Annotated in this window: 19 protein-coding genes and 1 pseudogene; 6 read left to right on the forward strand and 14 right to left on the reverse strand. The window is 70.9% G+C overall.

The window, feature by feature from the left end; all coding sequences use genetic code 11:
- Positions 1-226 precede the first annotated feature (226 nt).
- The 4 genes from AC1DTW_RS04790 (at position 227) to AC1DTW_RS04805 (ending at position 5,234) form a co-directional block, all read left to right on the forward strand.
- Positions 227-2,581 (forward strand): xanthine dehydrogenase family protein molybdopterin-binding subunit, encoded by a 2,355-nt coding sequence (locus AC1DTW_RS04790; RefSeq protein WP_477979648.1) that lies wholly within the window; start codon positions 227-229, stop codon positions 2,579-2,581.
- Positions 2,582-2,604: 23 nt separating this feature from the next.
- Positions 2,605-4,305, forward strand: coding sequence for a gamma-glutamyltransferase (ggt, locus tag AC1DTW_RS04795; RefSeq protein WP_477979831.1), 1,701 nt, complete (start codon positions 2,605-2,607; stop codon positions 4,303-4,305).
- A 141-nt stretch (positions 4,306-4,446) separates the two neighbouring features.
- Complete coding sequence (locus tag AC1DTW_RS04800; RefSeq protein WP_477979650.1) at positions 4,447-4,572, forward strand: hypothetical protein; 126 nt, start codon at positions 4,447-4,449, stop codon at positions 4,570-4,572.
- A 17-nt stretch (positions 4,573-4,589) separates the two neighbouring features.
- Positions 4,590-5,234, forward strand: coding sequence for a hypothetical protein (locus AC1DTW_RS04805; protein ID WP_477979652.1), 645 nt, complete (start codon positions 4,590-4,592; stop codon positions 5,232-5,234).
- A 24-nt stretch (positions 5,235-5,258) separates the two neighbouring features.
- On the opposite strand, the gene AC1DTW_RS04810 is transcribed toward AC1DTW_RS04805, so the two are convergent.
- Complete coding sequence (locus tag AC1DTW_RS04810; RefSeq protein ID WP_477979654.1) at positions 5,259-7,868, reverse strand: ATP-binding protein; 2,610 nt, start codon at positions 7,866-7,868, stop codon at positions 5,259-5,261.
- Positions 7,869-8,025: 157 nt separating this feature from the next.
- Here AC1DTW_RS04810 and AC1DTW_RS04815 point away from each other — a divergent pair, with 157 nt between their 5' ends.
- Positions 8,026-8,325, forward strand: a complete 300-nt coding sequence (locus AC1DTW_RS04815) for a hypothetical protein (RefSeq protein WP_477979656.1) — start codon at positions 8,026-8,028, stop codon at positions 8,323-8,325.
- Between the two features lie 37 nt (positions 8,326-8,362).
- Here the strand turns inward: AC1DTW_RS04815 and paaZ are convergent, their stop codons facing one another.
- The 9 genes from paaZ to AC1DTW_RS04860 all read right to left on the reverse strand — a co-directional run bounded on the left by paaZ (position 8,363) and on the right by AC1DTW_RS04860 (position 17,531).
- A complete protein-coding gene (paaZ, locus tag AC1DTW_RS04820; RefSeq protein ID WP_477979658.1) occupies positions 8,363-10,408 on the reverse strand; it encodes a phenylacetic acid degradation bifunctional protein PaaZ in 2,046 nt (681 codons plus the stop codon).
- A 12-nt stretch (positions 10,409-10,420) separates the two neighbouring features.
- The gene (gene paaE, locus AC1DTW_RS04825) at positions 10,421-11,503 is read right to left on the reverse strand and encodes a 1,2-phenylacetyl-CoA epoxidase subunit PaaE (RefSeq protein WP_477979660.1); all 1,083 of its coding nucleotides are present in this window, start codon (positions 11,501-11,503) and stop codon (positions 10,421-10,423) included.
- A gap of 15 nt (positions 11,504-11,518) precedes the next feature.
- Complete coding sequence (gene paaD, locus AC1DTW_RS04830) at positions 11,519-12,046, reverse strand: 1,2-phenylacetyl-CoA epoxidase subunit PaaD (RefSeq protein ID WP_477979833.1); 528 nt, start codon at positions 12,044-12,046, stop codon at positions 11,519-11,521.
- 62 nt (positions 12,047-12,108) lie between these two features.
- On the reverse strand, positions 12,109-12,882 hold the full coding sequence (gene paaC, locus AC1DTW_RS04835; RefSeq protein WP_477979662.1) for a 1,2-phenylacetyl-CoA epoxidase subunit PaaC: 774 nt from the start codon (positions 12,880-12,882) through the stop codon (positions 12,109-12,111).
- 10 nt (positions 12,883-12,892) lie between these two features.
- Positions 12,893-13,189, reverse strand: coding sequence for a 1,2-phenylacetyl-CoA epoxidase subunit PaaB (paaB, locus tag AC1DTW_RS04840; RefSeq protein WP_477979664.1), 297 nt, complete (start codon positions 13,187-13,189; stop codon positions 12,893-12,895).
- Positions 13,189-14,190, reverse strand: a complete 1,002-nt coding sequence (gene paaA, locus AC1DTW_RS04845) for a 1,2-phenylacetyl-CoA epoxidase subunit PaaA (RefSeq protein WP_477979665.1) — start codon at positions 14,188-14,190, stop codon at positions 13,189-13,191. Before paaA ends, paaB begins: the two co-directional genes overlap by 1 nt.
- A gap of 11 nt (positions 14,191-14,201) precedes the next feature.
- Complete coding sequence (gene paaK, locus AC1DTW_RS04850) at positions 14,202-15,524, reverse strand: phenylacetate--CoA ligase PaaK (RefSeq protein ID WP_477979667.1); 1,323 nt, start codon at positions 15,522-15,524, stop codon at positions 14,202-14,204.
- 20 nt (positions 15,525-15,544) lie between these two features.
- Positions 15,545-16,015, reverse strand: coding sequence for a hydroxyphenylacetyl-CoA thioesterase PaaI (gene paaI, locus AC1DTW_RS04855; RefSeq protein WP_477979669.1), 471 nt, complete (start codon positions 16,013-16,015; stop codon positions 15,545-15,547).
- Positions 16,005-17,531 carry a 3-hydroxyacyl-CoA dehydrogenase gene (locus AC1DTW_RS04860; protein WP_477979671.1) on the reverse strand — a complete coding sequence of 509 codons (1,527 nt, stop codon included), beginning with the start codon at positions 17,529-17,531 and terminating at the stop codon, positions 16,005-16,007. Before AC1DTW_RS04860 ends, paaI begins: the two co-directional genes overlap by 11 nt.
- 316 nt (positions 17,532-17,847) lie before the next feature.
- Here AC1DTW_RS04860 and add point away from each other — a divergent pair, with 316 nt between their 5' ends.
- Complete coding sequence (gene add / locus AC1DTW_RS04865; protein WP_477979673.1) at positions 17,848-18,858, forward strand: adenosine deaminase; 1,011 nt, start codon at positions 17,848-17,850, stop codon at positions 18,856-18,858.
- Positions 18,859-18,910: 52 nt separating this feature from the next.
- On the opposite strand, the gene AC1DTW_RS04870 is transcribed toward add, so the two are convergent.
- The 4 genes and pseudogenes from AC1DTW_RS04870 to AC1DTW_RS04885 form a co-directional block, all read right to left on the reverse strand.
- Entirely contained in the window at positions 18,911-19,615 is a 705-nt protein-coding gene (locus AC1DTW_RS04870) for an NUDIX hydrolase (protein WP_477979675.1), read from the reverse strand.
- A 12-nt stretch (positions 19,616-19,627) separates the two neighbouring features.
- A complete protein-coding gene (locus AC1DTW_RS04875) occupies positions 19,628-20,689 on the reverse strand; it encodes a bifunctional nicotinamide-nucleotide adenylyltransferase/Nudix hydroxylase (protein WP_477979677.1) in 1,062 nt (353 codons plus the stop codon).
- 13 nt (positions 20,690-20,702) lie between these two features.
- Positions 20,703-22,403: an NAD+ synthase gene (locus AC1DTW_RS04880; RefSeq protein WP_477979679.1), complete on the reverse strand. Its 1,701-nt coding sequence runs from the start codon at positions 22,401-22,403 to the stop codon at positions 20,703-20,705.
- A 17-nt stretch (positions 22,404-22,420) separates the two neighbouring features.
- Positions 22,421-23,256 (reverse strand): annotated as a pseudogene (locus tag AC1DTW_RS04885) (cysteine hydrolase family protein).
- Between the last annotated feature and the right edge of the window lie 152 nt (positions 23,257-23,408).

The following is a 23,408-nucleotide window of genomic DNA, read 5'->3' on the forward strand; positions in this document are numbered from 1 at the left end:
TTGTGTCGCACGCTCCCTCCGAGAAGCCAGATAGGGCATCGCTGACATCGCTCCTGCGTGCTCTGGCAAAGGTTCTATGCGAGCGCTACATCCGGCGTAACTGGTAGGTCTTACAGGTCGGGAAAGCCCGGCGCCGGTTCTGACAATTGTTGACTTTTGCGGGCGCGCTGAAGCGGATCCGAGGGCCGGCTACGATGCGCGAACCGCAACGCAAGGACCCTCGACGATGAGCACCCCACCCAATGCAGCCACCCGCTTCGGCAGCGGCCAGGCGGTCAAGCGTGTCGAAGATGCGAGCCTGCTGGTCGGGCGCGGGCAGTTCGCCGACAACGTCGCCGTCGAAGGCGCGGTGTTCATCGCGTTCCTGCGCTCGCCGTACGCGCACGCGCGCATCCGCTCGGTCGATGCCTCGGGCGCCGCCGCGATGCCCGGCGTGATCGCGGTCTACACCGGTGCACAGCTGGTCGCGGCCGGTGTCAAGTCGATGCCGACCGCGGAAGGGTTCCAGCGCGCGGACCGGCAGCCTGCCGCCTCGGCGCCACGCCATGCGCTGGCGGTCGACACGGTGCGCTTCGTCGGCGAGGCGGTCGCGGCGGTCGTCGCCGAAACGCGCGATGCGGCGCGCGACGCGGTCGAGGCGGTGCTCGTCGACTACGACGAGCTGCCCGCGGTCGTCGACCCGGTGCGTGCGAGCGCGCCCGGTGCGCCGGTGCTGTGCGACGCGGCGCCCGACAACATCTCCGCGGAGATGCGCCATGGCGATATCAAGGCCACCGCGGCGGCGTTCGCCGCGGCCGCGCACGTCGTCTCGCTCGAGCTCGTGAACCAGCGCCTCGCGCCCAGCCCGATGGAGCCGCGCAGCATCGTCGCCGCGTTCGACGCCGCGGCGAACCACCTGACGGTGCGCCTCAGCAGCCAGATGCCGACCGGCGCGCGCGGGTCGCTGGTCGAGGCGATCCCGGGCCTGACGACCGAGAACACGCGTGTCGTCGTCGGCGATGTCGGCGGCGGCTTCGGCATGAAGACCGGCGTGCACCCGGAGGACATCGTCGTCGCGTTCGCCGCGAAAGACCTGATGCGCGCGGTGCGCTGGCAGGCCGAGCGGGTCGAGGAGTTCCTGTCGGCCTCGGCCGGCCGCGATGTCGTCAGCCGGGCCGAGCTCGCGCTCGATGCGAACGGGCGTGTGCTCGCGATGCGCGTGCGCTCGCTCGCGAACGTCGGCGCGTATGCGATGGGCGTCGGCGTCGCGATCCAGCTGCTGATCGGGCCGTGGGTCTCGACCAGCATCTACGACATCCGGACCATCGACCTGCATTTCACCGCGGTGATGACGAACACCACGCCGACCGGCGCCTACCGCGGCGCCGGCCGGCCCGAGGCGATCTACATCACCGAGCGGCTGTTCGATGCGGCCGCGCGCGAGATGAAGATCGACCCGGCCGAGCTGCGCCGCCGCAACCTGATCCGGCCCGAGCAGATGCCCTACCAGAACGCGATGGCGCAGACCTACGACAGTGGGCGCTTCGAGCAGATCCTCGACCGCGGCCTCGCGCTCGCCGACTGGAACGGCTTCGACGCACGCCGCGCCGCCAGCGCCGCGAAGGGCCTGCTGCGCGGGCGCGGCATCGCGAGCTTTCTCGAGTGGACCGGCGGCAACGTGTTCGAGGAACGCGTGACGGTCGATGTCTCGGCCGACGGCGTGATCGAGATCGGCTCGGCGACGCAGGCGATGGGGCAGGGCATCGCGACCAGCTACGTGCAGCTCGCGGTCGATGTGTTCGGCGTGCCGGCGGAGTGCATCCGCGTGCTGCAGGGCGACACCGACCGCGTCAACGGCTTCGGCAGCGCCGGCTCGCGCTCGCTGTTCACCGGCGGCTCGGCGGTGCGCGTCGCATCCGAGCGCACGATCGACAAGAGCAAGGAGCTCGCCGGCGAGCTGCTCGAGGTCGCGCCGGCCGACATCGAGTACCGCGAGGGCCGCTTCAAGGTCGTCGGCACCGATGTCGGCGTCGGCCTGTTCGAGCTCGCCGCGAAGCAGCCGCAGCAGCACATCGTGATCGACTCGACCAGCGCGGCCGGCGGGCCGACCTGGCCGAACGGCTGCCACGTCTGCGAGGTCGAGATCGACCCGGCCACCGGCCACGTCGACGTCGTCGCGTATGCCTCGGTGAACGACATCGGCCGCGTCGTCAGCCCGACGATCGTGAGCGGGCAGATCGAGGGCGGCGCGGTGCAGGGCATCGGCCAGGCGCTGACCGAGCGGGTCGTCTACGACCCCGAATCGGGCCAGATCCTGACCGCGAGTTTTCAGGACTACGCGATGCCGCGCGCCGACATCGCGAGCGCGTTCTTCAAGACCGAGTTCGACACGTCGATCCCGTGCCTGACGAACCTGCTCGGCGTGAAGGGCGTCGGCGAACTCGGCACGATCGGCGCGACGCCGGCGGTCGTCAACGCGGTCGTCGATGCGCTCGATCGCGCGGGCCTGGGCCGTGCGGCCGAGCAGATCCAGATGCCGCTGACGCCGCCGCGCGTGTGGCGCGCGCTCGCCGGCGAGTTCGAGCCGTCGCCGTTCGCGTGACGCGCGACCGCCTCGCCGCGCGGCTGCTGACCGCGGCGCTCGCACTGTGCATCGGCGTCGGCGCGCGCGCGGCCTCGCCAGCGCCCGTCGCGGCCGAGCACGGCATGGTCGTCACGGCGCAGCACCTGGCGACGCGCGTCGGCGTCGATGTCTTGAAGGACGGGGGCAACGCGGTCGACGCGGCGGTCGCGGTCGGCTACACGCTGGCGGTCGTCTACCCGGCGGCGGGCAACCTCGGCGGGGGCGGCTTCATGACGATCCAGCTCGCCGACGGTCGCAAGACCTTTCTCGATTTCCGCGAGAAGGCGCCACTGGCCGCGACCGCCGACATGTACCTCGACAAGGACGGCAACGTCGTCAAGGGCCTCAGCACCGAGGGCCACCTCGCGGTCGGCGTGCCCGGCACGGTGTCGGGCATGGAGCTCGCGCTGAGCCGGTACGGCACGATGAAGCGCGCCGCGCTGATCGCGCCGGCGATCAGGTACGCGCGGGACGGGTTCGCGCTCGACCAGGGCGACATCGACATGCTCCTGACCGCGACCGACGATTTCAGGAAGGACCCGGCCTCGGCCGCGATCTTCCTGAACCACGGCGAGCCGTTCCAGGTCGGCCAGAAGCTGGTGCAGAAGGACCTGGCGACGACGCTGAAGGCGATCGCCGACAAGGGCGAAGACGGCTTCTACAAGGGGCCGGTCGGCGCCGCGATCGTCGCGTCGAGCCAGGCCGGCAAGGGCATCATGACCCGGGCCGACCTCGACCAGTACAAGACCCGCGAGCTGAAGCCGGTCGAGTGCGACTACCGCGGCTACCGGGTCGTTTCGGCGCCGCCGCCGAGCTCGGGCGGCGTGATCGTCTGCGAGATCCTGAACGTGCTCGAAGGCTATCCGCTGAAGGAACTCGGCTTTCGCTCGGCACAGGCCGTGCACTACCAGATCGAGGCGATGCGCCATGCCTACGTCGACCGCAACAGCTACCTCGGCGATCCGGGTTTCGTGAACAACCCCGTCGAGCGGCTGCTGTCGAAGGAGCATGCCGCGAAGATCCGTGCCGCGATCGATCCGAACAGGGCCGGCGTGTCGAAGGACATCAAGCCGGGCGTCGCACCCCACGAGGGCCGCAACACGACGCACTACTCGATCGTCGACCGGTGGGGCAACGCGGTCTCGGTGACCTACACGCTGAACGACTGGTTCGGCGCCAAGGTCACCGCGGCGAAGACCGGCGTGCTGCTGAACAACGAGATGGATGATTTCACCTCGAAGGTCGGCGTGCCGAACCTGTACGGCCTGGTGCAGGGCGAGGCGAACGCGATCGCGCCGGGCAAGCGCCCGCTCAGCTCGATGAGCCCGACGATCGTCACGAAGGACGGCAAGCCGGTGATGGTCGTGGGTACGCCGGGCGGCAGCCGCATCATCACGTCGGTGCTGCACACGATCGTCAACGTGATCGACTACGGCATGAACGTGCAGGAGGCGGTCGACGCGCCACGTTTCCACCAGCAGTGGCTGCCCGATGCGACCGAGGTCGAGCCCTACGCGCTCAGCCCCGACACGCGCAAGCTGCTCGAGAGCCGGGGCCAGAAGCTCGCCGACATGCGGCCGGCGAACCACCTCGCGGCGATCCTCGTCGGCGCGCCGTCGCTCGGCGGCAAGCCGGTCGGCAGGAACCGCTTCTACGGCGCGAACGACCCGCGCCACAACACGGGGCTGGCGCTCGGGTATTGAGCGAGAGCGCGGCAGGGCCTGACGCGGCGAGGTCAACGGTCGCAAATCACGGTGCCCGGCGCGTTGATCGTCGACGAGGCTCAACCGGGGCGGAATCGGGCCGATAGCGACTCACCTTCCACCGTTCCCGACGGAGTCCTCATGAAACGCGTCTTTGCAATGGCACTCTGTGCGCTCGGCCTGGCGGCCGTGATCGTGGCCTGCGGTGGCGGAGGCGACGAGGCCGCGACGGCGGACAAGCTGACGATCGTCGGCGCCGGCAATTGACGCGCGCGGTGCAACGCATGAACGCATTCAAGTCTCCGCTGGCGCTGCTGGCCGGCGTGTTCTTCTCGTGCAGCGCGATGGCGCTCGACGCCAGCTCGCTGAAGCTGCAGGTCTACTCGGTGATGCTGTCGACCAGCCCGCTGTGCACGAGCCCGGTGACGGTGTTTTCCAGCCCGACCGCGACCGAGGTCGACTTCCTGTCGACCCCGACGCTGGGCAGCGGCAACCCGGCCGACGGAACCTATCAGTGCGTCATCATCAAGATGTCGGACCTGATCAAGTTCAAGCCGAGCGCCAGCGCCGGCTCGTGCACCGCCGGGACCGAATACGTCGCCGATGTGTGCCGCTCCGACAACGGCGGCACGACGCACGCACCCGACGCCGCCGGCGCGACGACGAGCTGCACCGGCACCGACGCCGCGCCGAACGCCGACGCGGTGTACCTCTACCTGACGACCAACGCCTCGGCCGGTTCCGGCGGGCAGACCTTCATCCAGCCGACCTCGACCAGCAGCACCTCGGGCCTGAACCTGACCGCGCCGCTGACGATCACCGGCAGCGCGAAGTCAAAGTTCGTCGTCAATGCGACGGGCAAGGTGTCGGGCAGCGATGTCACCTGCGGCATGAACCCGCCGGTGTTCGGCTTCAAGCCCGTTCCCTGATATCGCGCGCGGCTCGCGACGCCTTCACGGGTCCTGCGCGGCGAAGGCCAGCGCGGCGATCTCGGCGTCGTGCAGCCGCGCGCCGTCGGCCTGGAGCTGCTCGAACTCCGCGTCGGTCAGGCTCGCGCAGACCAGCCGACGGGCATGCTCGACGGCCTGCGCCTCGTTGCGCTGGCGCGTGTCCTGCAGGCGTTCGTAGCCGGCCTGCGCACAGCCGGCCAGCAGCGCCGCGGCGCGCGGCCGGGCCTCGAGTGCCGCGAGCAGCGCGAGATGATCGGCATAGCAGGCCTGCAGCTCGAAGCGCGCCGCCTCGGGCCAGCCGGTCTGCAGCGCGGCGCGGGCCTGCGCAGCGTCGCCGATCGCGAGCCAGGCCGCGCCGAGGTTCAGCTGCGCACGCGCCAGGCTCTGCGCATGGCGCGTGCCGTGCGGCGGCGCGTCGCCGGCACCGAGTTCGACATAGATCTGACCGGCCACGCTGCCGAGGCCGTCGCCGGCTGCCCGGTACAGGCTCAGGCTGTGCCGGATGCGGTCGAGCGCGCCGGTGACCTCGCCCGGCGAGCGCCAATCGCAGTACGACTCGGCCGCGGCGCGCAGCACGCGGCGCTGCGGCGGCCAGTCGGGCTCCTCGATCGCCTGCATCTCGGTCAGTGCCGCTTCAGCGGCGCCGCTGTCGCGACGCCGCGCGTGCGCGACCACGGTGCGGCCGAGTGCGAAGTACAGGCCGAACCGATCGCCGCATTCGCGCGCCAGCTGCACGGCCCGCAGCGCCGCCGCATGCGCGCGCTGCGGATCGCGCTTGACCCAGACCAGGTTCATCGCGATCCAGGCGCGCACCCGCAGGCCCGGCGCGACGTCGCGGTCCATCAACGCTTCGCAGTCGTCGGCCAGCGCGGCGCAGGCGTCGGCGTGCACCGCCTGCTCGTCGTGCAGTGACTGCCGCAGCGCCCAGACGAGGCTCGGCATGATCGCGAGCGCGGTCGCCGCATCGCCGGTTTCCTTGGCCCAGGCGAACGCGTCGCGGGCGTTGTCGAGGTCGGGTTCGAGCGCGCGCGCCCAGTCGTCCCAGCCGATCGCGCCGCTGTAGCGCTCGCCCCAGGCCGCGTCGAAGCGCGCCGCGACCGCCAGCGCGTGGCGCTGGCGCACGGCCTCGGTCTCGCCGGCCGCGCCGAGCCGCTCCTGCGCGAGGGCGTGCGGCGAATCGAGCAGCCGGTAGCGCGGCGCGACGGCAGCGTTGCCGCCGACGACGGCGACCAGCGAACGATCGACCAGCACCTCGAGCGCATCGAGCGCCGCCCAGCCGTCGAGCGCGCCGGCGCCATCGGCGTCCGCGACGACCTGCTGCAGCAGCTCGAGCGAGGCACTGCCGGCGATCACCGCCATGCGCCGGAACACGCGCCGCTCGGGCTCGCCGAGAAAGCCGTGGCTCCACTCGAGCGCGGCGCGCAGCGTTTGCTGACGCGCCGGGGCGAGGCGGTCGGCGCTGGTCGTCAGCAGCCTCAGGCGTTCGTGCAGCGAGGTCGCCAGCCCGCGCACGCCGAGCAGCGGCGCCCGCGCGGCGGCCAGTTCGATGGCCAGCGCGAGGCCGTCGAGCGCGCGACACACGCGGATCGCGTCGGCCGCGTTGGCATCGGTCAGCGCGAAGTGGGCGTCGGCGGCCTGCGCCCGTTCGGCGAAGAGCGCCACCGCGCCGAAGCCCAGCGCCGCGTCAGCCGGCAACGGGCCGGGCGGCACCGCGAGCGGCCCGAGCCGGTAGAGGCGCTCGGCACGCAGCTTCAGCGGCGCCTGGCTGGTCACGACGATGCGCACCTGTGCGGCGCCCTCGTACAGCGCGTGCGCGACTTCGGCGACGTCGGCCAGCAGGTGCTCGGCATTGTCGAGCGCGATCAGCACGCCCAGCGGCGCGAGCGCGGCGATCAGCCCGGCCAGCGGCTCGCCGGGCCCGGGCCGCACGCCCAGTGCCGCGGCGATCACGTGCGGCAGCGTGCCGGCGTCGCTGGCCGCGCCGATCTCGATCCAGCAGACGCCGTGCGGGTGGCGCTCGCTGTCGGCGCGGCGGCTGTGCAGCAGCGCCTGGGCCAGGCGCGTCTTGCCCATGCCCCCGGCGCCGACCAGCGTCACGAGCCGATGCGCATCGATCAGCGTGCCGAGCCGGGCGAGATCGTCGTCGCGGCCGATCAGCGCCGGCAGGCCTTCGGGCAGATTGGTTCGGAGCCGGGGCGGCGCGGGCACGGCGTCGACGACCCGCGGCAGCGCCGCGGCGCCGGATTCGGGCGCCGCCTCGGACGACGGCAGCACGACGAGGCGGTAGCCCCGCCCGGGAATCGTCGCGATCACGTCGGGCCCGAGCACCTTGCGCAGCTGGCTGACCTGCGCCGGCAGGTTGTTCTCCTCGACCACGGTGTCGGGCCAGACCAGGTCGAGCAGCTCGTGCTTGGTGACGAGCCGGCCGGCCCGCTCGCTCAGCGCCAGCAGGACATCGAACGCGCGTGCGCCGATGGCGACGCTGCGGCCGTCGACCCGCAACTGGCGCTCGGCGGGGCGCAGTTCGACGCGCCCGAAGCGCAGCGGCGCCGGCGCCGCGGGCGGCAGTTCGGGCGGGGCGGGCGCCGGCGGGACGGCCGAGAGCCTGCGCACACCTCGAGGGAACGGGCGGGGGTCAGGAATTTTCATCGACCGGGCACAAGCAGGTTTCAGGCCGATTCATTCCGCATCAGGATATTTCACGACGCAGGGCCCAGACTGGCGGCGGCAGTTTTCTGCCTTCCCGCTCTGCACCATTACAGGACGCCAAATGAACAAGACTCTCGTGACGCTCGCCGCGCTGCTCGCCCTCGGACTCGCCGGCTCGTCCTGGGCCGGCCCGGATCCGCAGGCCGCCACGAACGCGAAGAAGGCCAAGGCCGCCGCGAAGGCCGCCTCCGAGCCCGAGGGCAAGAAGCTCGCGTGCGCCGGCCACGGCCCTCGCGACGAGAACATCCAGCGCAGCAAGAAGGCCAAGCGCACCGAAGATGCCAAGGCCTGCGCGGACGTGAAAGCGGACGCGAAAGCCGCCAAGGCCGCCAAGGCGGCGGCCAAGGCCGCGTCGGCCTGAGCGGCGGCCGCGCCGTGCCGGCGCGACCCGCCGGCCCTCAGCCCCGCTTCGCGACCAGCGTCAGGATGTCGTAGCTCGCGACCACTTCGTCGTGCTGGTTCGTCACCTCGACGTCCCACGCGACGACGCCCTGGCCGACGCCGTTCGCGTCTTTCTTGTTGCGGTCGATCTTGCGCTTGGCGGTGAGCCGCGCGCGGATCGTGTCGCCGATGCCGACCGGCTTGACGAAGCGCAGCGTGTCCAGGCCGTAGTTCGCGAGCACCGGCCCGGGCGCCGGCGAGACGAACAGCCCCGCCGCGGCCGACAGCACGAAGTAGCCGTGCGCGATGCGCTGGCCGAACGGACTTTCCTTGGCCGCGATGGCGTCGAAGTGCATGTAGAAGTAGTCGCCCGAGATGCCGCCGAACGCGACGATGTCGGCCTCACCGACGGTGCGGCGGTGGGTCAGCAGCGAGTCGCCGATCTTCAGGTCCTCGAAGTGGCTGCGGAACGGGTGCACCGGCGTGTCGTTGACCTTCGCGCCACGGATGTGCTCGCCGGTGACCGCCGCGAGCATCGTCGGCGAGCCCTGCAGCGCCGCGCGCTGCAGGTAGTGCTTGACCGCGCGGATGCCGCCGAGCTCCTCGCCGCCGCCGGCACGGCCCGGGCCGCCGTGCTTCAGCAGCGGCAGCGGCGAGCCGTGGCCGGTCGATTCGGCGGCCGCCTCGCGGTCGAGGATCAGCAGGCGGCCGTGCAGCGCTGCGGCGGCCGGGATCACACGCGCGGCGATCTGCGGGTCGCGCGTCACGAGCGTCGCGACCAGGCTGCCCTTGCCGCGCGCGGCGAGCGCGATCGCTTCGTCGATGCCGTCGTAGGCCATCAGTGTGCTGACCGGGCCGAAGGCCTCGACATCGTGGGCCGCGTCGTGCGTCATCGGCTGGCGGCTGAGCAGCAGCGTCGGCGCGAAGAACGCGCCCTCGGCGACGCCGTCGCCGAGCGGCGCGAAGCCGTCGCGCGCGCCGCAGACGAGCTCGGCGCCCTGCATCAGCGTCGCGACGCGCTCGGCCACGTCGGCGCGCTGCGCGGTCGACGCGAGCGCGCCCATGCGCACGGTTTCGATCGACGGGTCGCCGACCACCGTCTTCTGCAGGCGCGTGCGCAGCCGCTCGGCCACCGCGTCGAGATGCCGGCGCGGCACGATCGCGCGCCGGATCGCGGTGCACTTCTGGCCGGCCTTGACCGTCATCTCGCGCGCGACCTCCTTGACGAACAGGTCGAACTCCTCGTCGTCCGGCGTTACGTCGGGGGCGAGGATCGCGCAGTTCAGCGAGTCGGCCTCGGCGTTGAACGGGATCGAGTGGCGCACGATGTTCGGGTGCACGCGCAGCATCGCGGCGGTCGCGGCCGAGCCGGTGAAGCTGACGACATCGCGGCCGTCGAGCCGGTCGAGCAGGTCGCCGGTGCTGCCGATCACGAGTTGCAGCGCGCCCTCGGGCAGGAGGCCGGATTGCTGGATCAGCCGCACGGCCGCTTCGGTCAGGTAGCTGGTCGAGGTCGCGGGCTTGCCGATGCACGGCATGCCGGCCAGAAAGCTCGGCGCGAATTTCTCGAGCAGGCCCCAAATCGGGAAATTGAACGCGTTGATGTGCAGCGCGATGCCGCCGCGCGGCACGAGGATGTGCGTGCCGGCGAAGCCGCCTTGTCTGCCGAGCGCCATCGCAGGGCCCTCGTGCACGAGGTTGCCTGACGGCAGTTCGTTGCTGCCGACGCCGGCGTAGGCGAACAGGGTGCCGCTGCCGCCCTCGATGTCGATCCAGCTGTCGGCCCGCGTCGCGCCGGTGTGGGCCGAGATCGCGTAGAGCTGCTCCTTGTGCTCGTTCAGGTACTTCGCGAGCGCCTTCAGGCGTTCGGCGCGCTGCTGGAAGTCGAGCGCGAGCAGTGCCGGCAGGCCGACCGCGCGCGCGTAGGCCACGGCCTCGCCGAAGTCGATGCTTTCGGCGTGCGTGCTCGCGACCGGCCGGCCGTTGATCGCGCTGTGCAGCAGCTGCGCGGCTTGCGTGCCGAGCCAGCGGCCGGCGATGAAGCTTTGAAGGGTGGTGGGCATGTTTTCGTTTCCTCAGCGCTCGTCGAACGAGAGCACGACATGGGGGGTCAGCGGGTGCGCCTGGCAGGTCAGCACGAAGCCGTTCGCGAGGTCGTTCTTGTCGAGCGCGAAGTTGCGTTCCATGCGCACCTTGCCCTCGACCAGCTTCGCGCGGCAGGTGCCGCAGACGCCGGACGTGCACGAGAACGGCACCTCCAGGCCGGCCGCCGAGGCGGCGTCGAGGATGCTCGGCTGGTCTTTCGTGAACGCGATCTCGCGCTTCAGGCCGTCGCGGATGATCGTGACGCGCGCCGCTTCGGCGTCGCCCGGCTTCGCCTCGTGGATCACCGCACCGACCTGCTGCGCTTGCGGAGCCAGCCCGAAGCGCTCGATGTGGATGCGCTCCTCGGCCACGCCGGCCGCGAGCAGCGCCGCTTCGGCCTCGTCGTTCATCTGGAACGGGCCGCAGATGAACGCATGGTCGATGCCGGAGGCCGGCACCACCGTGCGCAGGAACTCGCCGATCTTCTCGCGGTTCATCACGCCCATGTTCAGCGGCGCATCGGTGTGCTCGTCGGAGAACACATGGTGCAGCGTCAGCCGCGTCAGGTACTGGTTCTTCAGGTCCTCGATCTCTTCCTTGAACATCGTCGACTTGAGCGCGCGGTTGCCGTAGATCAGCGTGAAGTCGCTCAGCGGCTCGCGCCCGAGCACGGTCTTCATCGTCGACAGGATCGGCGTCACGCCGCTGCCGCCGGCGATGCCGAGATGGTGGCGCCGCGCGCCGGGCTCGATCGGCACGAAGAAGCGGCCCTGCGGCGCCATCACGCTGATCACGTCGCCGCACTTCAGGTTCGCGTTGATCCAGTTCGAGAACACGCCGCCGGCGACCTTGCGCACGCCGACGCGCAGCTCGCCGTCGTCGACGCCGGCGCAGATCGAGTACGAGCGGCGCAGGTCCTGGCCGTCGATCTCGGTGCGCAGCGTCAGGTACTGGCCCTGCGTGAAGCTGAAGACCTCGCGCAGATCGGTGGGCACGTCGAACGCGACGACGACCGCCTCGGCGGTGTCGGGGATGACCTCGCGCACGCGCAGCGGGTGAAAGATGACGCTCATGTCGTGGTCCCGCCCTCAGATCGGCTTGAAGTGTTCGAACGGTTCGCGACAGGCAAGGCAGCGCCAGGTCGCCTTGCAGGCCGTCGAGCCGAAGGCCGCGAGGCGTTCGGTGTTCGGGCTGCCGCAGCGCGGGCACGCCAGTGCCACCACCTTCGCGGCGCGCGGGAAGAAGCGGATCGGTACTTCGGCATCGGTGGCCGGGCCGGGCGGCACGATGCCGTACGCGCGCAGCTTGGCGCGACCTTCGGCGCTGATCCAGTCGGTCGTCCAGGCCGGCGCGCGGCGCAAGGTGGCCCGCGCGGGGCCGAGGCCGGCGCTGTCGATGGCCCGGAGCACGTCGTGCTCGATCACCTCGGTCGCGGGGCAGCCGGAGTAGGTCGGCGTCAGCACGATCTCGAGCACGTCGTCGTGGTCGACCACGTCGCGCACGATGCCGAGGTCGCAGACCGAGACGGCCGGCACTTCCGGGTCGAGCACGGTGGCGAGCACGCGCCACGCCGCTGCGGTGCGGCTGCCACGCGCCGGAGCGCCGGGCCAACCCAAGCCCGGCGCGATCCCCTCGGGGGATCGGCTGGCGTACCCGCCAGACGAGGGGCCGTCATCCTTCACCACACGCCTCCGGGGAAGCTGCGCTGCAGGTGCTGCATCTCCGCCAGGATGTAGCCCATGTGCTCGCTGTGCACGCCGCGCGTGCCGGTGCTGCGGAAGGCCGACTCGCCCGGGATCGCGAGGCCGGCCGCGTCGAACACGGCGGTCATCTCGGCGAGCCACGGCGCGCGCAGATCGGCGACCCTGGGGCCGATGCCGGCGGCATGCGCCGCGGCGTCGACCGCGTCGCTCTCGAACAGCTCGGCGGTGAAGCGCCACAGCGCGTCCAGCGCAGCGTCGACGCGACTGCGCGATTCTTCGGTGCCGTCGGCCAGGCGCACGATCCAGTCGGCGGCGTGCTGCTGGTGGTAGCGCGCTTCCTTCACGGCCTTGCCGGCGATCGCCGCGACCTCGGCATCGTCCGAGGCCTGCAGTCGCTCCCAGAGCAGCTTCGCCCAGGTCGAGACGAACAGGTTGCGCAGCACCGTGAACGCGAAGTCGCCGCGCGGCAGTTCGACCAGCGTCGCGTTGAGGTAGTCGCGCTCGTCGCGCAGGAACGCGAGCTGGTCTTCGTCGAGGCTGCGGCCGTCGAGCGCGCCGGCGTGCGTCAGCAGCGCGCGCGCCTGGCCGACGAGGTCGAGCGCCATGTTCGCGAGCGCGATGTCTTCCTCGAGCACCGGCGCGTGGCCGCACCATTCGGCGAGGCGCTGCGCGAGGATCAGGTGCGTGTCGGCGATGCGCAGCAGGTACCGCACCTCGGGCTTGGGCTGGAGTCGGATGGAAGTTTGCATGCTCATTCGCTCACATGTGATCGACCGACTTCGGCAGCTCGTAGAAGGTCGGGTGGCGGTACACCTTGTCTTCCATCGGGTCGAAGTACATGGCCTTGTCGCGCGGGTCGCTCGCGACGATCTGGTCCGAGCGCACGACCCAGACGCTGACGCCTTCCTGGCGCCGCGTGTAGACATCGCGCCCCATCTGGATCGCCATCTTCGCGTCGGCGGCGTGCAGGCTGCCGCAGTGCTTGTGGTCCAGGCCCGCCTTGCTGCGGACGAACACTTCCCACAGCGGCCATTCCGCTTGCTGCTCGCTGCTCATCATGCTGCCTCCTTCATTGCTTGCTTGCGTGCATGCGCGAGTGCGGCCTCGCGCACCCACGCGCCGTCGTCCCAGGCCTTGACGCGGGCCGCGAGGCGCTCGCGGTTGCACGGGCCGTCGCCGGCAAGCACGCGCCTGAACTCGCTCCAGTCGATCGCGCCGTGGTCGTGCGCCTGGCGCTCCTCGTTCCACTTCAGGTCGGGGTCGGGCAGGGTCACGCCGAGCACCTTGGCCTGGTCGACGGTCGCGTCGATGAACTTCTGGCGCAGCTCGTCGTTGCTGATGCGCTTGATGCCCCAGCGCATCGACTGCGCGCTGTTCGGCGACTGGTCGTCGGGCGGGCCGAACATCATGATCGACGGCCACCACCAGCGGTTCACCGCGTCCTGCACCATCTCCTTCTGCGCCGGCGTGCCCTTCGTCATCATCGTCAGCAGCGCCTCGAAACCCTGGCGCTGGTGGAAGCTCTCTTCGCGGCAGATGCGGATCATCGCGCGCGCATACGGCGCGTACGAGCAGCGGCAGATCGGCACCTGGTTCATGATCGCGGCGCCGTCGACGAGCCAGCCGATCGTGCCCATGTCGGCCCAGGTCAGCGTCGGGTAGTTGAAGATCGAGCTGTACTTGGCCCGGCCGCTGTGCAGCGCGTCGAACAGCTGGTCGCGCGAGGTGCCGAGCGTCTCGGCGGCGGCGTAGAGGTACAGGCCGTGGCCGCCTTCGTCCTGCACCTTCGCGAGCAGGATCGCCTTGCGCTTGAGCGTCGGCGCGCGCGAGATCCAGTTGCCTTCTGGCAGCATGCCGACGATCTCGGAGTGCGCGTGCTGGCTGATCTGGCGCACCAGCGTCTTGCGGTAATGCTCGGGCATCCAGTCCTTCGCCTCGATGAAGTCGCCAGCGTCGATGCGCGCATCGAAGCGCTCCTGCAGCTGCATCTCCTCGGCACTGCGGACGGCCTTCGCGGCTTCGTCCTTGCCCATCGTGTCCATCGCTTGCGTGTACATGTCGTGTTCCTCTACTTGGCCTTCTGCCGCTTGTCGACGACGCGGCGCGCCTTGCCCGTGAGCGTGCGCTCGATCGAATCGGGCAGCAGCACGCTGACGCTGGTCGTGATGCCCACCAGCGTCTTGACGCGCTGCCTGACCCACTCGGCGATCTGCTGCCGCTCGTGCAGGTTCGTGTGCTCGCCGCCGGCCTGCACCTCGCAGTGCACCTCGACCTGGTCGAGCACGCCGTCGCGGCTCACGAGCAGCTGGTACTGGCCCGAGAGCTTGCCGTGCGCGAGCACGATCTCCTCGATCTGCGTCGGGAAGACGTTGACGCCGCGGATGATCAGCATGTCGTCGCTGCGGCCGACGATCTTGCCCATGCGGCGGAACGCGCGCGACGTGGGCGGCAGCAGCCGCGTCAGGTCGCGCGTGCGGTAGCGGATGATCGGCAGCGCCTCCTTCGTCAGCGAGGTGAACACGAGTTCGCCCTCGGCGCCATCGGGCAAGAGCTCGCCGGTGTCCGGGTCGACGATCTCCGGATAGAAGTGGTCTTCCCAGATCACCGGGCCGTCCTTGCTCTCGATGCACTCGCTGGCCACGCCCGGGCCCATCACTTCCGACAGGCCGTAGATGTCGACCGCGTCGAGGCCGGCGTGGGTCTCGATCTCGTGGCGCATCGCTTCGGTCCAGGGCTCGGCGCCGAAGATGCCGACCTTCAGCGAGCTCGCGCGCGCATCCATCCCCATGCGCGTGAACTGCTCGATGATCACCTGCATGTAGCTCGGCGTGACCATGATGATGTCGGGCTTGAAGTCGGTGATCAGCTGCACCTGTTTCTCGGTCTGCCCGCCCGACATCGGGATCACCGTGCAGCCCAGGCGCTCGGCGCCGTAGTGCGCGCCGAGGCCGCCGGTGAACAGGCCGTAGCCGTAGGCGATCTGCACGATGTCGCCGGCACGCCCGCCGGCCGCGCGGATCGAGCGCGCGACCAGGTCGGCCCAGGTCGAGATGTCGTTCGCGGTGTAGCCGACCACCGTCGGCTTGCCGGTCGTGCCCGACGACGCATGCAGCCGCACGACCTGCTCGCGCGGCACCGCGAACATCCCGAACGGGTAGTTGTCGCGCAGGTCTTTCTTGACGGTGAACGGGAACTTCGCGAGATCGGCGAGCGACTTCAGGTCGTCCGGGTGCACGCCCTTCGCGTCGAAGGCCTGGCGGTAGTGCGGCACGTTCTCGTAGGCGCGCCGCAGTGTGCGTTGAAGCCGCTGCAGCTGCAGCGCGCCGATCTCGTCGCGGCTCGCGGTTTCGATCGGCTCGAGTTCGCCGGGCGCGGGTTGCTTGACGGGCATCGTTCGTCTCCTGGGTCGGCTCAGCGGCCGCTCTGTGGGGCAACGGCCGGCTTGCCCTTGATCGTGTACGAGCGTCCGCGGAACACCGCGACGCGCTCGAGGCGCTGGTTCGTCACCTCGCAGTCGTAGACGCCGGTGCGGCCGGCCTTCGCGACCTCGCTGCAGCGCGCGGTCAGCACGTCGCCGAGACGGCCGGGCGCGATCAGGTCGATGCCGAAGCCGGAGGCGACCGTCAGCTCGTCGTACGAGTTGCAGGCGAACGCGAAGGTCGAGTCGGCCAAGGTCGCGATCAGGCCGCCGTGGCAGATGTCGTGGCCGTTCAGCATGTCGTCGCGCACCGCCATCGACAGCGTCGCGCGGCCGGGGCCGACCTCGACGATGCGCATGCCGAGCAGCTTCGACGCGCGGTCGTTCGCGAACATGCCGTCGCGCACGCGCTCGGCGATCTGCTGCGCGGTCGAGGGCTGCGCCGGGGCCAGGTCATCGGCCATGAAACTTGCCTCCGCCGAAGCGCAGATGCGACAGCGCCGGCGCGCGCCGGTAGCGTGGCTCGCCGTAGTGCGCCTGCAGGTTCGCGAGCACGCGCGCGACGCGCGACGGCCCGAGCGCATCGGCCCACGCGAGCGGGCCGACCGGGTACGCGGTGCCCAGCCGCATCGCGGTGTCGATGTCGGCGGCCTTCGTGCCGGTCCAGGTCAGCACGTCGGCCGCTTCGTTCGCGAGGCAGCACACGGTGCGCATCAGCGCGAGGCCGGCGACATCGCGCAGCCCGATCAGCGCGATGCTCGCCGCCTGCAGCAGCGCGGCGAGTTCGCCGAGGTGCTCGGCGCCCTTCGCGTTGGCGCTCGCGCCGAGCGTCGGCGTGGTCGAGAAATCGCGCGCGAGGTCGAGCAGCAGCAAGGGGTCGCCATCGAGCGCGGCACCGCGCTCGGCCGCGCTGCGGCCGTCGGTCAGGCCGACGTGCACATGGCCGAAGGCGAGCGTCTCGTCGGGCAGGCCCTCGAGCGGCGCGAGCGCGACCCCCGCGGCCCGCAGGCGTTCGAGCAGCGGCGCGAGCAGGCCGGGTTGCGTCGCGTGGTTCAGCTTCGTCGGCGCGCGCGTCGCCTCGACGGGCACGACGACCGGCGCCGCCGCGCCCGGTCGATGGTCGTAGAAGCCACGCCCGCTCTTGCGCCCGAAGCGGCCGCTGCGCACCAGTTCCTGCTGGATCAGGTGCGGCGCGTAGCGGGCGTCGTACGAGGTCGCCTGGAACACCGATTCGGTGACCGACAGGTTCACGTCGTGCCCGATCAGGTCCATCAGCTCGAACGGCCCCATCGCGAAGCCGCCGGCCTCGCGCATCAGGCGGTCGATCGCCGGCGCGCTGGCCAGGCCTTCTGCGAGCAGCCGCAGCCCTTCGGCGTAGTACGGCCGCGCGACGCGGTTGACGATGAATCCCGGCGCGTTCGGCGCATCGACCGAGGTCTTGCCCCAGGCCTTGCCGAGCGCGTGCAGCGCCGGCGGCAGCGCCGGATCGGTCTCGACGCCGGCGATCACCTCGACCAGCTTCATCCGCGTCGCCGGGTTGAAGAAGTGCCAGCCGATCAGCCGCTGCGGCTGCTGCAGTCCCTGCGCGACCGCGGTGATCGAGATCGACGACGTGTTCGTCGCCAGCACCGCGTCGGGCCCGAGCGCCGCCTCGAGCGCGCGGAACACGCTCTGCTTCACGTCGAGCCGCTCGACGATGGCCTCGACGACCAGGCCGCAGCCCACGAGCGCGGCGATGTCGTCGGCGACGCTGATGCGCGCGAGCACCGCGGCGCGCTCGTCGGCCCCCAGCTTGCCGCGCTGGACCGCGCCGTCGAGGTCGGCGCCGATGCGCGTCAGCGCCGCGGCGGCGGCGCCGGCTTGCGCATCGTGCAGGCGCACCGCGTGGCCCGATTGCGCGGCGAGCTGCGCGATGCCCGCACCCATGCTGCCGGCGCCGACCACGGCGACGATCGTTCGCGAATTCAGCGAGTAACCCATGAAGCCCTTTGGCAAGTCAGAGAAGCGGTGAGTCTGCGGCGCCGGCACGCGGCGATCAAAGGCGCGGCGCCGAAAGGTGCATCGCGAAGTCTGGCGAAAACATATTCGACCGTCCGGTCGGTAAATAGTACGACGGCGAGCGAGCCCTTGCAAGTTTCAAGGCCAAGGGATTACCCGCAGCGCCGTTCTCACCTTTGATCGATGCCGACATACCGGATATGGGCTTTGCCGTATGACGTTGCGGCTGCCGATGCGCCAGACTGGCGGCCGCTTGCCCGCACCGCTTGCCCGCACCGCTGGCACAACCGAGTCCTCCATGCCCGACACTTGCCTCTCTCGTCTCGACCGGCTTCGCGCCTTGCCGAAGGCCGAGGTTCACGCGCATCTCGAGGGCTGCTTCGAGCCGACCGTTCTGGCGCAGTGGGCCTCGCAGGCGAACGTACCGATGCCCCGACCTCGGGAACGCCTGTTCGAGTTCGAGGGCCTCGCGGACTTCCTTCACTTCCTCGATTGGGCATGCGGTCTTGCGTCGACCCGCGAACGGCTGGCCGACCTGAGTTACAGCTACAGCAAGCGCCTGGCGGATGGCGGCGCAGGCTACGCAGACGTGATCTTCAACCCGACGCACTGGCCGTCCTGGCACGGCCGTCTGCCCGAGATGATCGATGCGATCGACGCCGGCTTCCGTGCCGCGGAGCAGGATGGGCTTCCGTCGGTAGGGCTGTGCGTGAGCCTGCTGCGCACCCAGTCGTCCGACGCCGCGATCGAGCTGGTCGAGATGCTGGTGGCCTTGCGCCATCCGCGCGTGGTGGCACTGTCGATCGATGGCAATGAAGCGGCGGCCGGTCGCACCGGGCCGCGCTTCGCGCAGGCGTTCCGGCGTGCAGCCCAGGCGGGACTGCGCCGTACCGTTCATGCCGGGGAGTCCAGCGGCCCCGAGGGTGTCCGCGATGCCATCGAACTGCTGGGCGCCGATCGCATCGATCACGGCGTGCGAGCGATCGAAGACCCGGAACTGGTCGGACTGCTGGTCGATCGGCAGATTCCCCTGGGCATCTGTCCGACTTCCAATCTCACCCTGGGCGTCTACCGATCGATGCAGGAGCATCCGATCGATCGCCTACGCCGTGCGGGCGTCCGTGTTTCGGTCAACACCGATGACCCCGTTCTGCTCGGAGCCACGCTGGTCGGCGAATACGCGTTGTGCAGCGATTCGTTCGCCTGGTCCGAAGACGACCTCCGGGCCGTGGCGCGCAATTCGATCGATGCGAGCTTTGCAAATGCCGACATCAAGACGGTACTGATCCAGGCGCTCGAAAGTTGGTGAACGCATCGGCAGCATCGCGCCGCCGACCTGGCGGCAACGCCTTGCGTCCGCCTCACGCGCGCGGGCGGAAGGTTCTCGGGAACACGACCGCGCGCTGCCGGTCGCGCAGCCGGTAGCCCATCGGCGGTCGGTTCGAGCCGCTATCAACGACGCCGGCCTCGTCGAGAAATCCGGCCGCGAGCATGCGCGTGCGAAAGCCGCTCTTGTCGACTGCCCGGCCGAGTACCGCCTCGTAGGTGCGCTGCAGCTGCGGCAGCGTGAAGGGCTCGCTCAGCAGGAAGGCCGGCAGCGAGGTGTACTCGACCTTGCTGCGCAGCCGCTCGACCGCGGTCTGCAGGATCTGCGCATGGTCGAACGCGAGCTGCGCGCGCGGCAGCAGCGTGTCGACCGCGAACCAGCCGATGTCGGCGGCGTTCGCGCCCTTCGCGAGCGGCGCGCCATCGTGCGCCGGCACCAGCGCGAAGTACGCGTGCGTGGCCGACCAGCCGCGCGGGTCGCGCGTCGCGCTGCCCCAGCTGCCGAGCTGTTCGAGGTACGGGCTCGCGACACCGGTCTTCTCGAACAGCTTGCGCCGCGCGCAGCCGAGCAGGTCGGCGTCGAGCGCGGTGTCGACGAAGCCGCCGGGCAGCGCCCAGCGTCCCGGAAACGGTTCGGCCGTGCCGGCGGGTCGCTGCACGAGCAGCACGTCGAGCGCCTCGTCGTGCACCGCGAAGATCACGACATCGACGGTCGTGAACGGGCGCGCGAAATCCTTCATGCCGTCATGCCCTCAGGTCGCCAGCCCCTCGTGCGTCAGCACGAGGAAGTGATCGAGCATGTGGAAGTGGTCGTCGTAGAAGCGGTCTTCCAACGCCGGGATGGCGTCGATCGGCACCCACGCGGCGGCCTGCGCGTCGTCGCCGGCGCGCAGCTCGGGCAGCTCGCGCTCGCCGAGATCGAAGTAGTGCGCGTGCGTGATCGTGCGACCGCGCAGGCTGCGGTCGGGGTGATCGAAGACCGCGGTCGCGCGCAGGCTGCGTCGCATCGTCTCGGCGAGCAGCTCGAGGTGCGTTTCTTCGGCGAGCTCGCGCAGCGCCGACTGGTACGCGGTCTCGCGCCGCTCGATGAAGCCGCCCGGCGCCGCGTACAGGCCGGCGCCGGGCGGCTGGCCGCGGCGGATCAGCAGCACGCGGTCGGCGCAGCGCACGACCGCATCGACGGTCACGAACACCGGCGGGTACGGCGCGTCGCGCCAGGCCGCGCGGTACTCGCGCAGCAGCCGCCACTCGGCCGCGAGCGCGGCGACGAACGGCAGCTCGGCCCACGCGCGCAGGAACCCGATCGTCGTCGGCGGCGCCTGGTCGACGAGCGCGGCGAGCGTCGCCTCGAGCAGCGCCGGTTCGCCGGCGAACAGCGCGTCGCGCAGCTGCGTGCCGCCGGCGCCGGGCAGGCGATCGACCGAGACCAGCGCCCAGCCGGGAAAGCCGCGCAGGTACTCGGTGGTCGCGTCCTTGAAGTGGCCGACGAGCGCGACCTGCAGGCTGCCGACCGGCGCCGGCTCGGCGATCGCCGCACTGACGACGCGCACCCAGCGTTCCGGGTCGTAGTAGTCGCGCACCGGCAGGCAGCGCACGCGCGCGCGGTCGGCCTCGGGCAGCGCGAGACGGATCATCTCGGCGCGTTCGGTCCAGCTGAACGGGTTCTTCGGCGTGCGCGCCTGGTGCGCCGAGCCGATCACGACGACGCACTTCGGCGCGATCTCGAGCGCGCGCCGCAGCAGCGCGAGGTGCGCGTTGTGGAAGGGCTGGAAGCGGCCGACGAGAACGGCGACATCGGGGCGGGTCTGCGGCATCGTCGCGGCCTCTTCAGACGAATTTCGCCGCGATCGGCATGCGGCGCCCGATGCCGAAGGCGCGCGGGCGCACGCGGATGATCGGCGGCGCCTGGCGGCGCTTGTACTCGTTGCGCGCGATCATGCCGCGCACGCGTTGCACCAGCGCTTCGCCGTCGGGCTGCGCACGCAGCCGCGCGACGAATGCGCTGGCCGCGTCGTACTCGGCGCGCCCGAGCCGCCGGCCTTCGATCAGCAGCTTCAGGATCTCGTCGAGCACCGGGTAGGGCGGCAGGCTGTCGGTGTCGCGCTGGCCCGGCGCGAGCTCGGCGGAAGGCGCCTTGTCGAGGATGGCCTGCGGGATCAGCGCGCGGCCCGCGCTCGCGTTGACGTGCTGCGCGAGTGCGAAGACCTCGGTCTTGTACAGGTCGCCGATCGGTCCGAGGCCGCCGTTGGTGTCGCCGTACAGCGTGCAGTAGCCGACCGAGATCTCCGACTTGTTGCCGGTCGTCAGCAGCAGGTGGCCGAAGGTGTTCGAGTGCGCCATCAGCACGGTGCCGCGGATGCGCGCCTGCAGGTTCTCGAGCGGCAGGCCGCGCAGCGCGGTGCCGAAGCTGGTCTCGAACTGCGCCGTGTAGCTCGCGACCATGGCCTTGATCGGATGCGTCGCGAGCGGCACGCCGAACGCGCGGCACAACGCCACCGAATCGTCGACCGAGCCGGCCGACGAAAAGTCCGACGGCATCGTGACGGCGACGACGTTCGCGGCGCCGAGTGCCTCGACCGCGAGCGCCAGCGTCAGCGCGCTGTCGATGCCGCCCGACGCGCCGACGACCGCCTGCGAGAAGCCGCAGCGGCGCGCGTAGTCGCGCAGGCCGAGGATGATCTGGGCCCGGTAGAACGCCATCGTCGGCAGGCCCTGCGCCGCGACCGGCGGCAGCGCCGCGCCGTCGCGCCCCGTGAAGCGGCCGTTGTCGAAGCGCAGCGTCGTCACGTCCTCGACGAAGCGCTTCGCCTCGAACGCGACGCCGCGTTCCGGTTCGAGCGCGAACGATGCGCCGTCGAACACGATCTGGTCCTGTCCGCCGATCTGGTTCACGAACAGCAGCGGAAAACCGTGGCGCCGGCACGCGTCGCCGAAGACCTGGTGGCGCCGCTCGCGCTTGCCGAGCTCCGACGGGCTCGCGTTGATCGACACGACCAGGTCCGGCGCCGCATCGGCCAGGCGCATGAACGGGTTCACGGCGTAGTCGAGGCCCTCGTCGTTCCAGCCGTCCTCGCAGATCATCAGGCCGACCTGCGTCGCGCCGATGCGCAGCACGCGCGCGACATCCGGGCCGGGCTCGAAATGGCGGTGCTCGTCGAACACGTTGTAGTTCGGCAGCAGCTGCTTCGCATAGCGCAGCACGATCGCGCCGTCGCGCAGCACGACGAGCGCGTTCTGCAGCCGCTTGCCGGGGCCGTCGTGCGGCATCGGCGCGCCGACGACCCAGTGCAGTCCGGGCCATCGGCGCGAGGCCTGCTGCAGGCTCGCCAGGCCCTCGGCGACGCGCGCGAGGAACAGCGGCTCGTCGAGCAGATCGCCGGGGTAGTAGCCGGTCAGCGAGAGTTCGGAGAACACGACCAGCTCGCTGCCGTCGCGCGCCGCCTGCTGCGCAGCGGCGATCATCTGGCGCGTGTTGCCCTCGATGTCGCCGACGGTGTAGTTCAGCTGCGCGATCGTGAGCGTCAACATCGATGGTTTCTCGATGCTCAGGCGAGCTGCGCGTGCAGTTCGTCGGACGTGACGAGCGCGACGCCGTGGCCGCGCATCTCGGCGAAGAAGGCGTCGTGCTGCGCCGTGAAGCCGCCGACCGGGCTCATGCAGTCGGTCACCAGGGCGAGGCGCTGCGGCCGGCCACCGGGCAGGTTCGCGACGATGTGCTCGGTCGTCGCACGCACGCAGTGGCTGCTGGCCTCGCCGGCGATCAGGATGCGCCCGGCGCGGTCGAGCCGATCGAGCAGCGCGCGGTTCAGCTGCGTGTGCGGGTCGTCGGGATCGGGCACCTCGGCGAGCAGCGCGCTGTAGTGCTCGGTCCAGGGGTTCTCGCCCTTGCGCACCCGCTGCAGGCTGCGGCCGCGGCGCTGCTCCCACGCGCGGCACGCGGCAGCCACGTCGGCATGCACCTCGTGGCCCCAGCGGCCGACCTCGCAGTGCACCGGCCAGACCATCAGCGTGTAGCGGCCGCCGGCCTCGAGTGCGTCGAGGTAGGCGAGGGCGCGCGGCAGCGCCGCCGGGTCGCGCGGTGCGAACTCGCCACGGCGCAGCTGCAGCGCGGTGATCTCGGTGAACGGCGCGACCGGCGCGCCGTCGGCGCGCTGCCAGAAGGTCGGTGCGCGATGTCGAGGCGCTGGTGCGAATCGAGCGTCACGGTGATCTCGTCGAGGTGGTCGCCGGTGGCGCGGATCAGCGCCGCGAGGCGCCGCAGGTCGGCATCGGCGCCGGGGACCGGCAGCGCCGGCGCGACGCCGGCCGGGCGGCGCGCCTCGGGCAGGTCGCAGAAGTCGTTCTGCGGGTCGATGATCAGCAGGTGGGTCGCTGGCTTCATGCCATCTCCGTGACGCGTCGTATCGACTCTAGTTCCTTAAGTTGTACAAAACAACTATCGATTCGAATCGAGATGTGCGAATCGAGACATGGCCGGGCTGCGGGCCGCGGCGCGGCTGTCACACAATCAGCGCTCCGCACCCTCGCCCCGCG

The sequence above is a fragment of the Rhizobacter sp. P5_A1 genome (genome assembly GCF_056400745.1).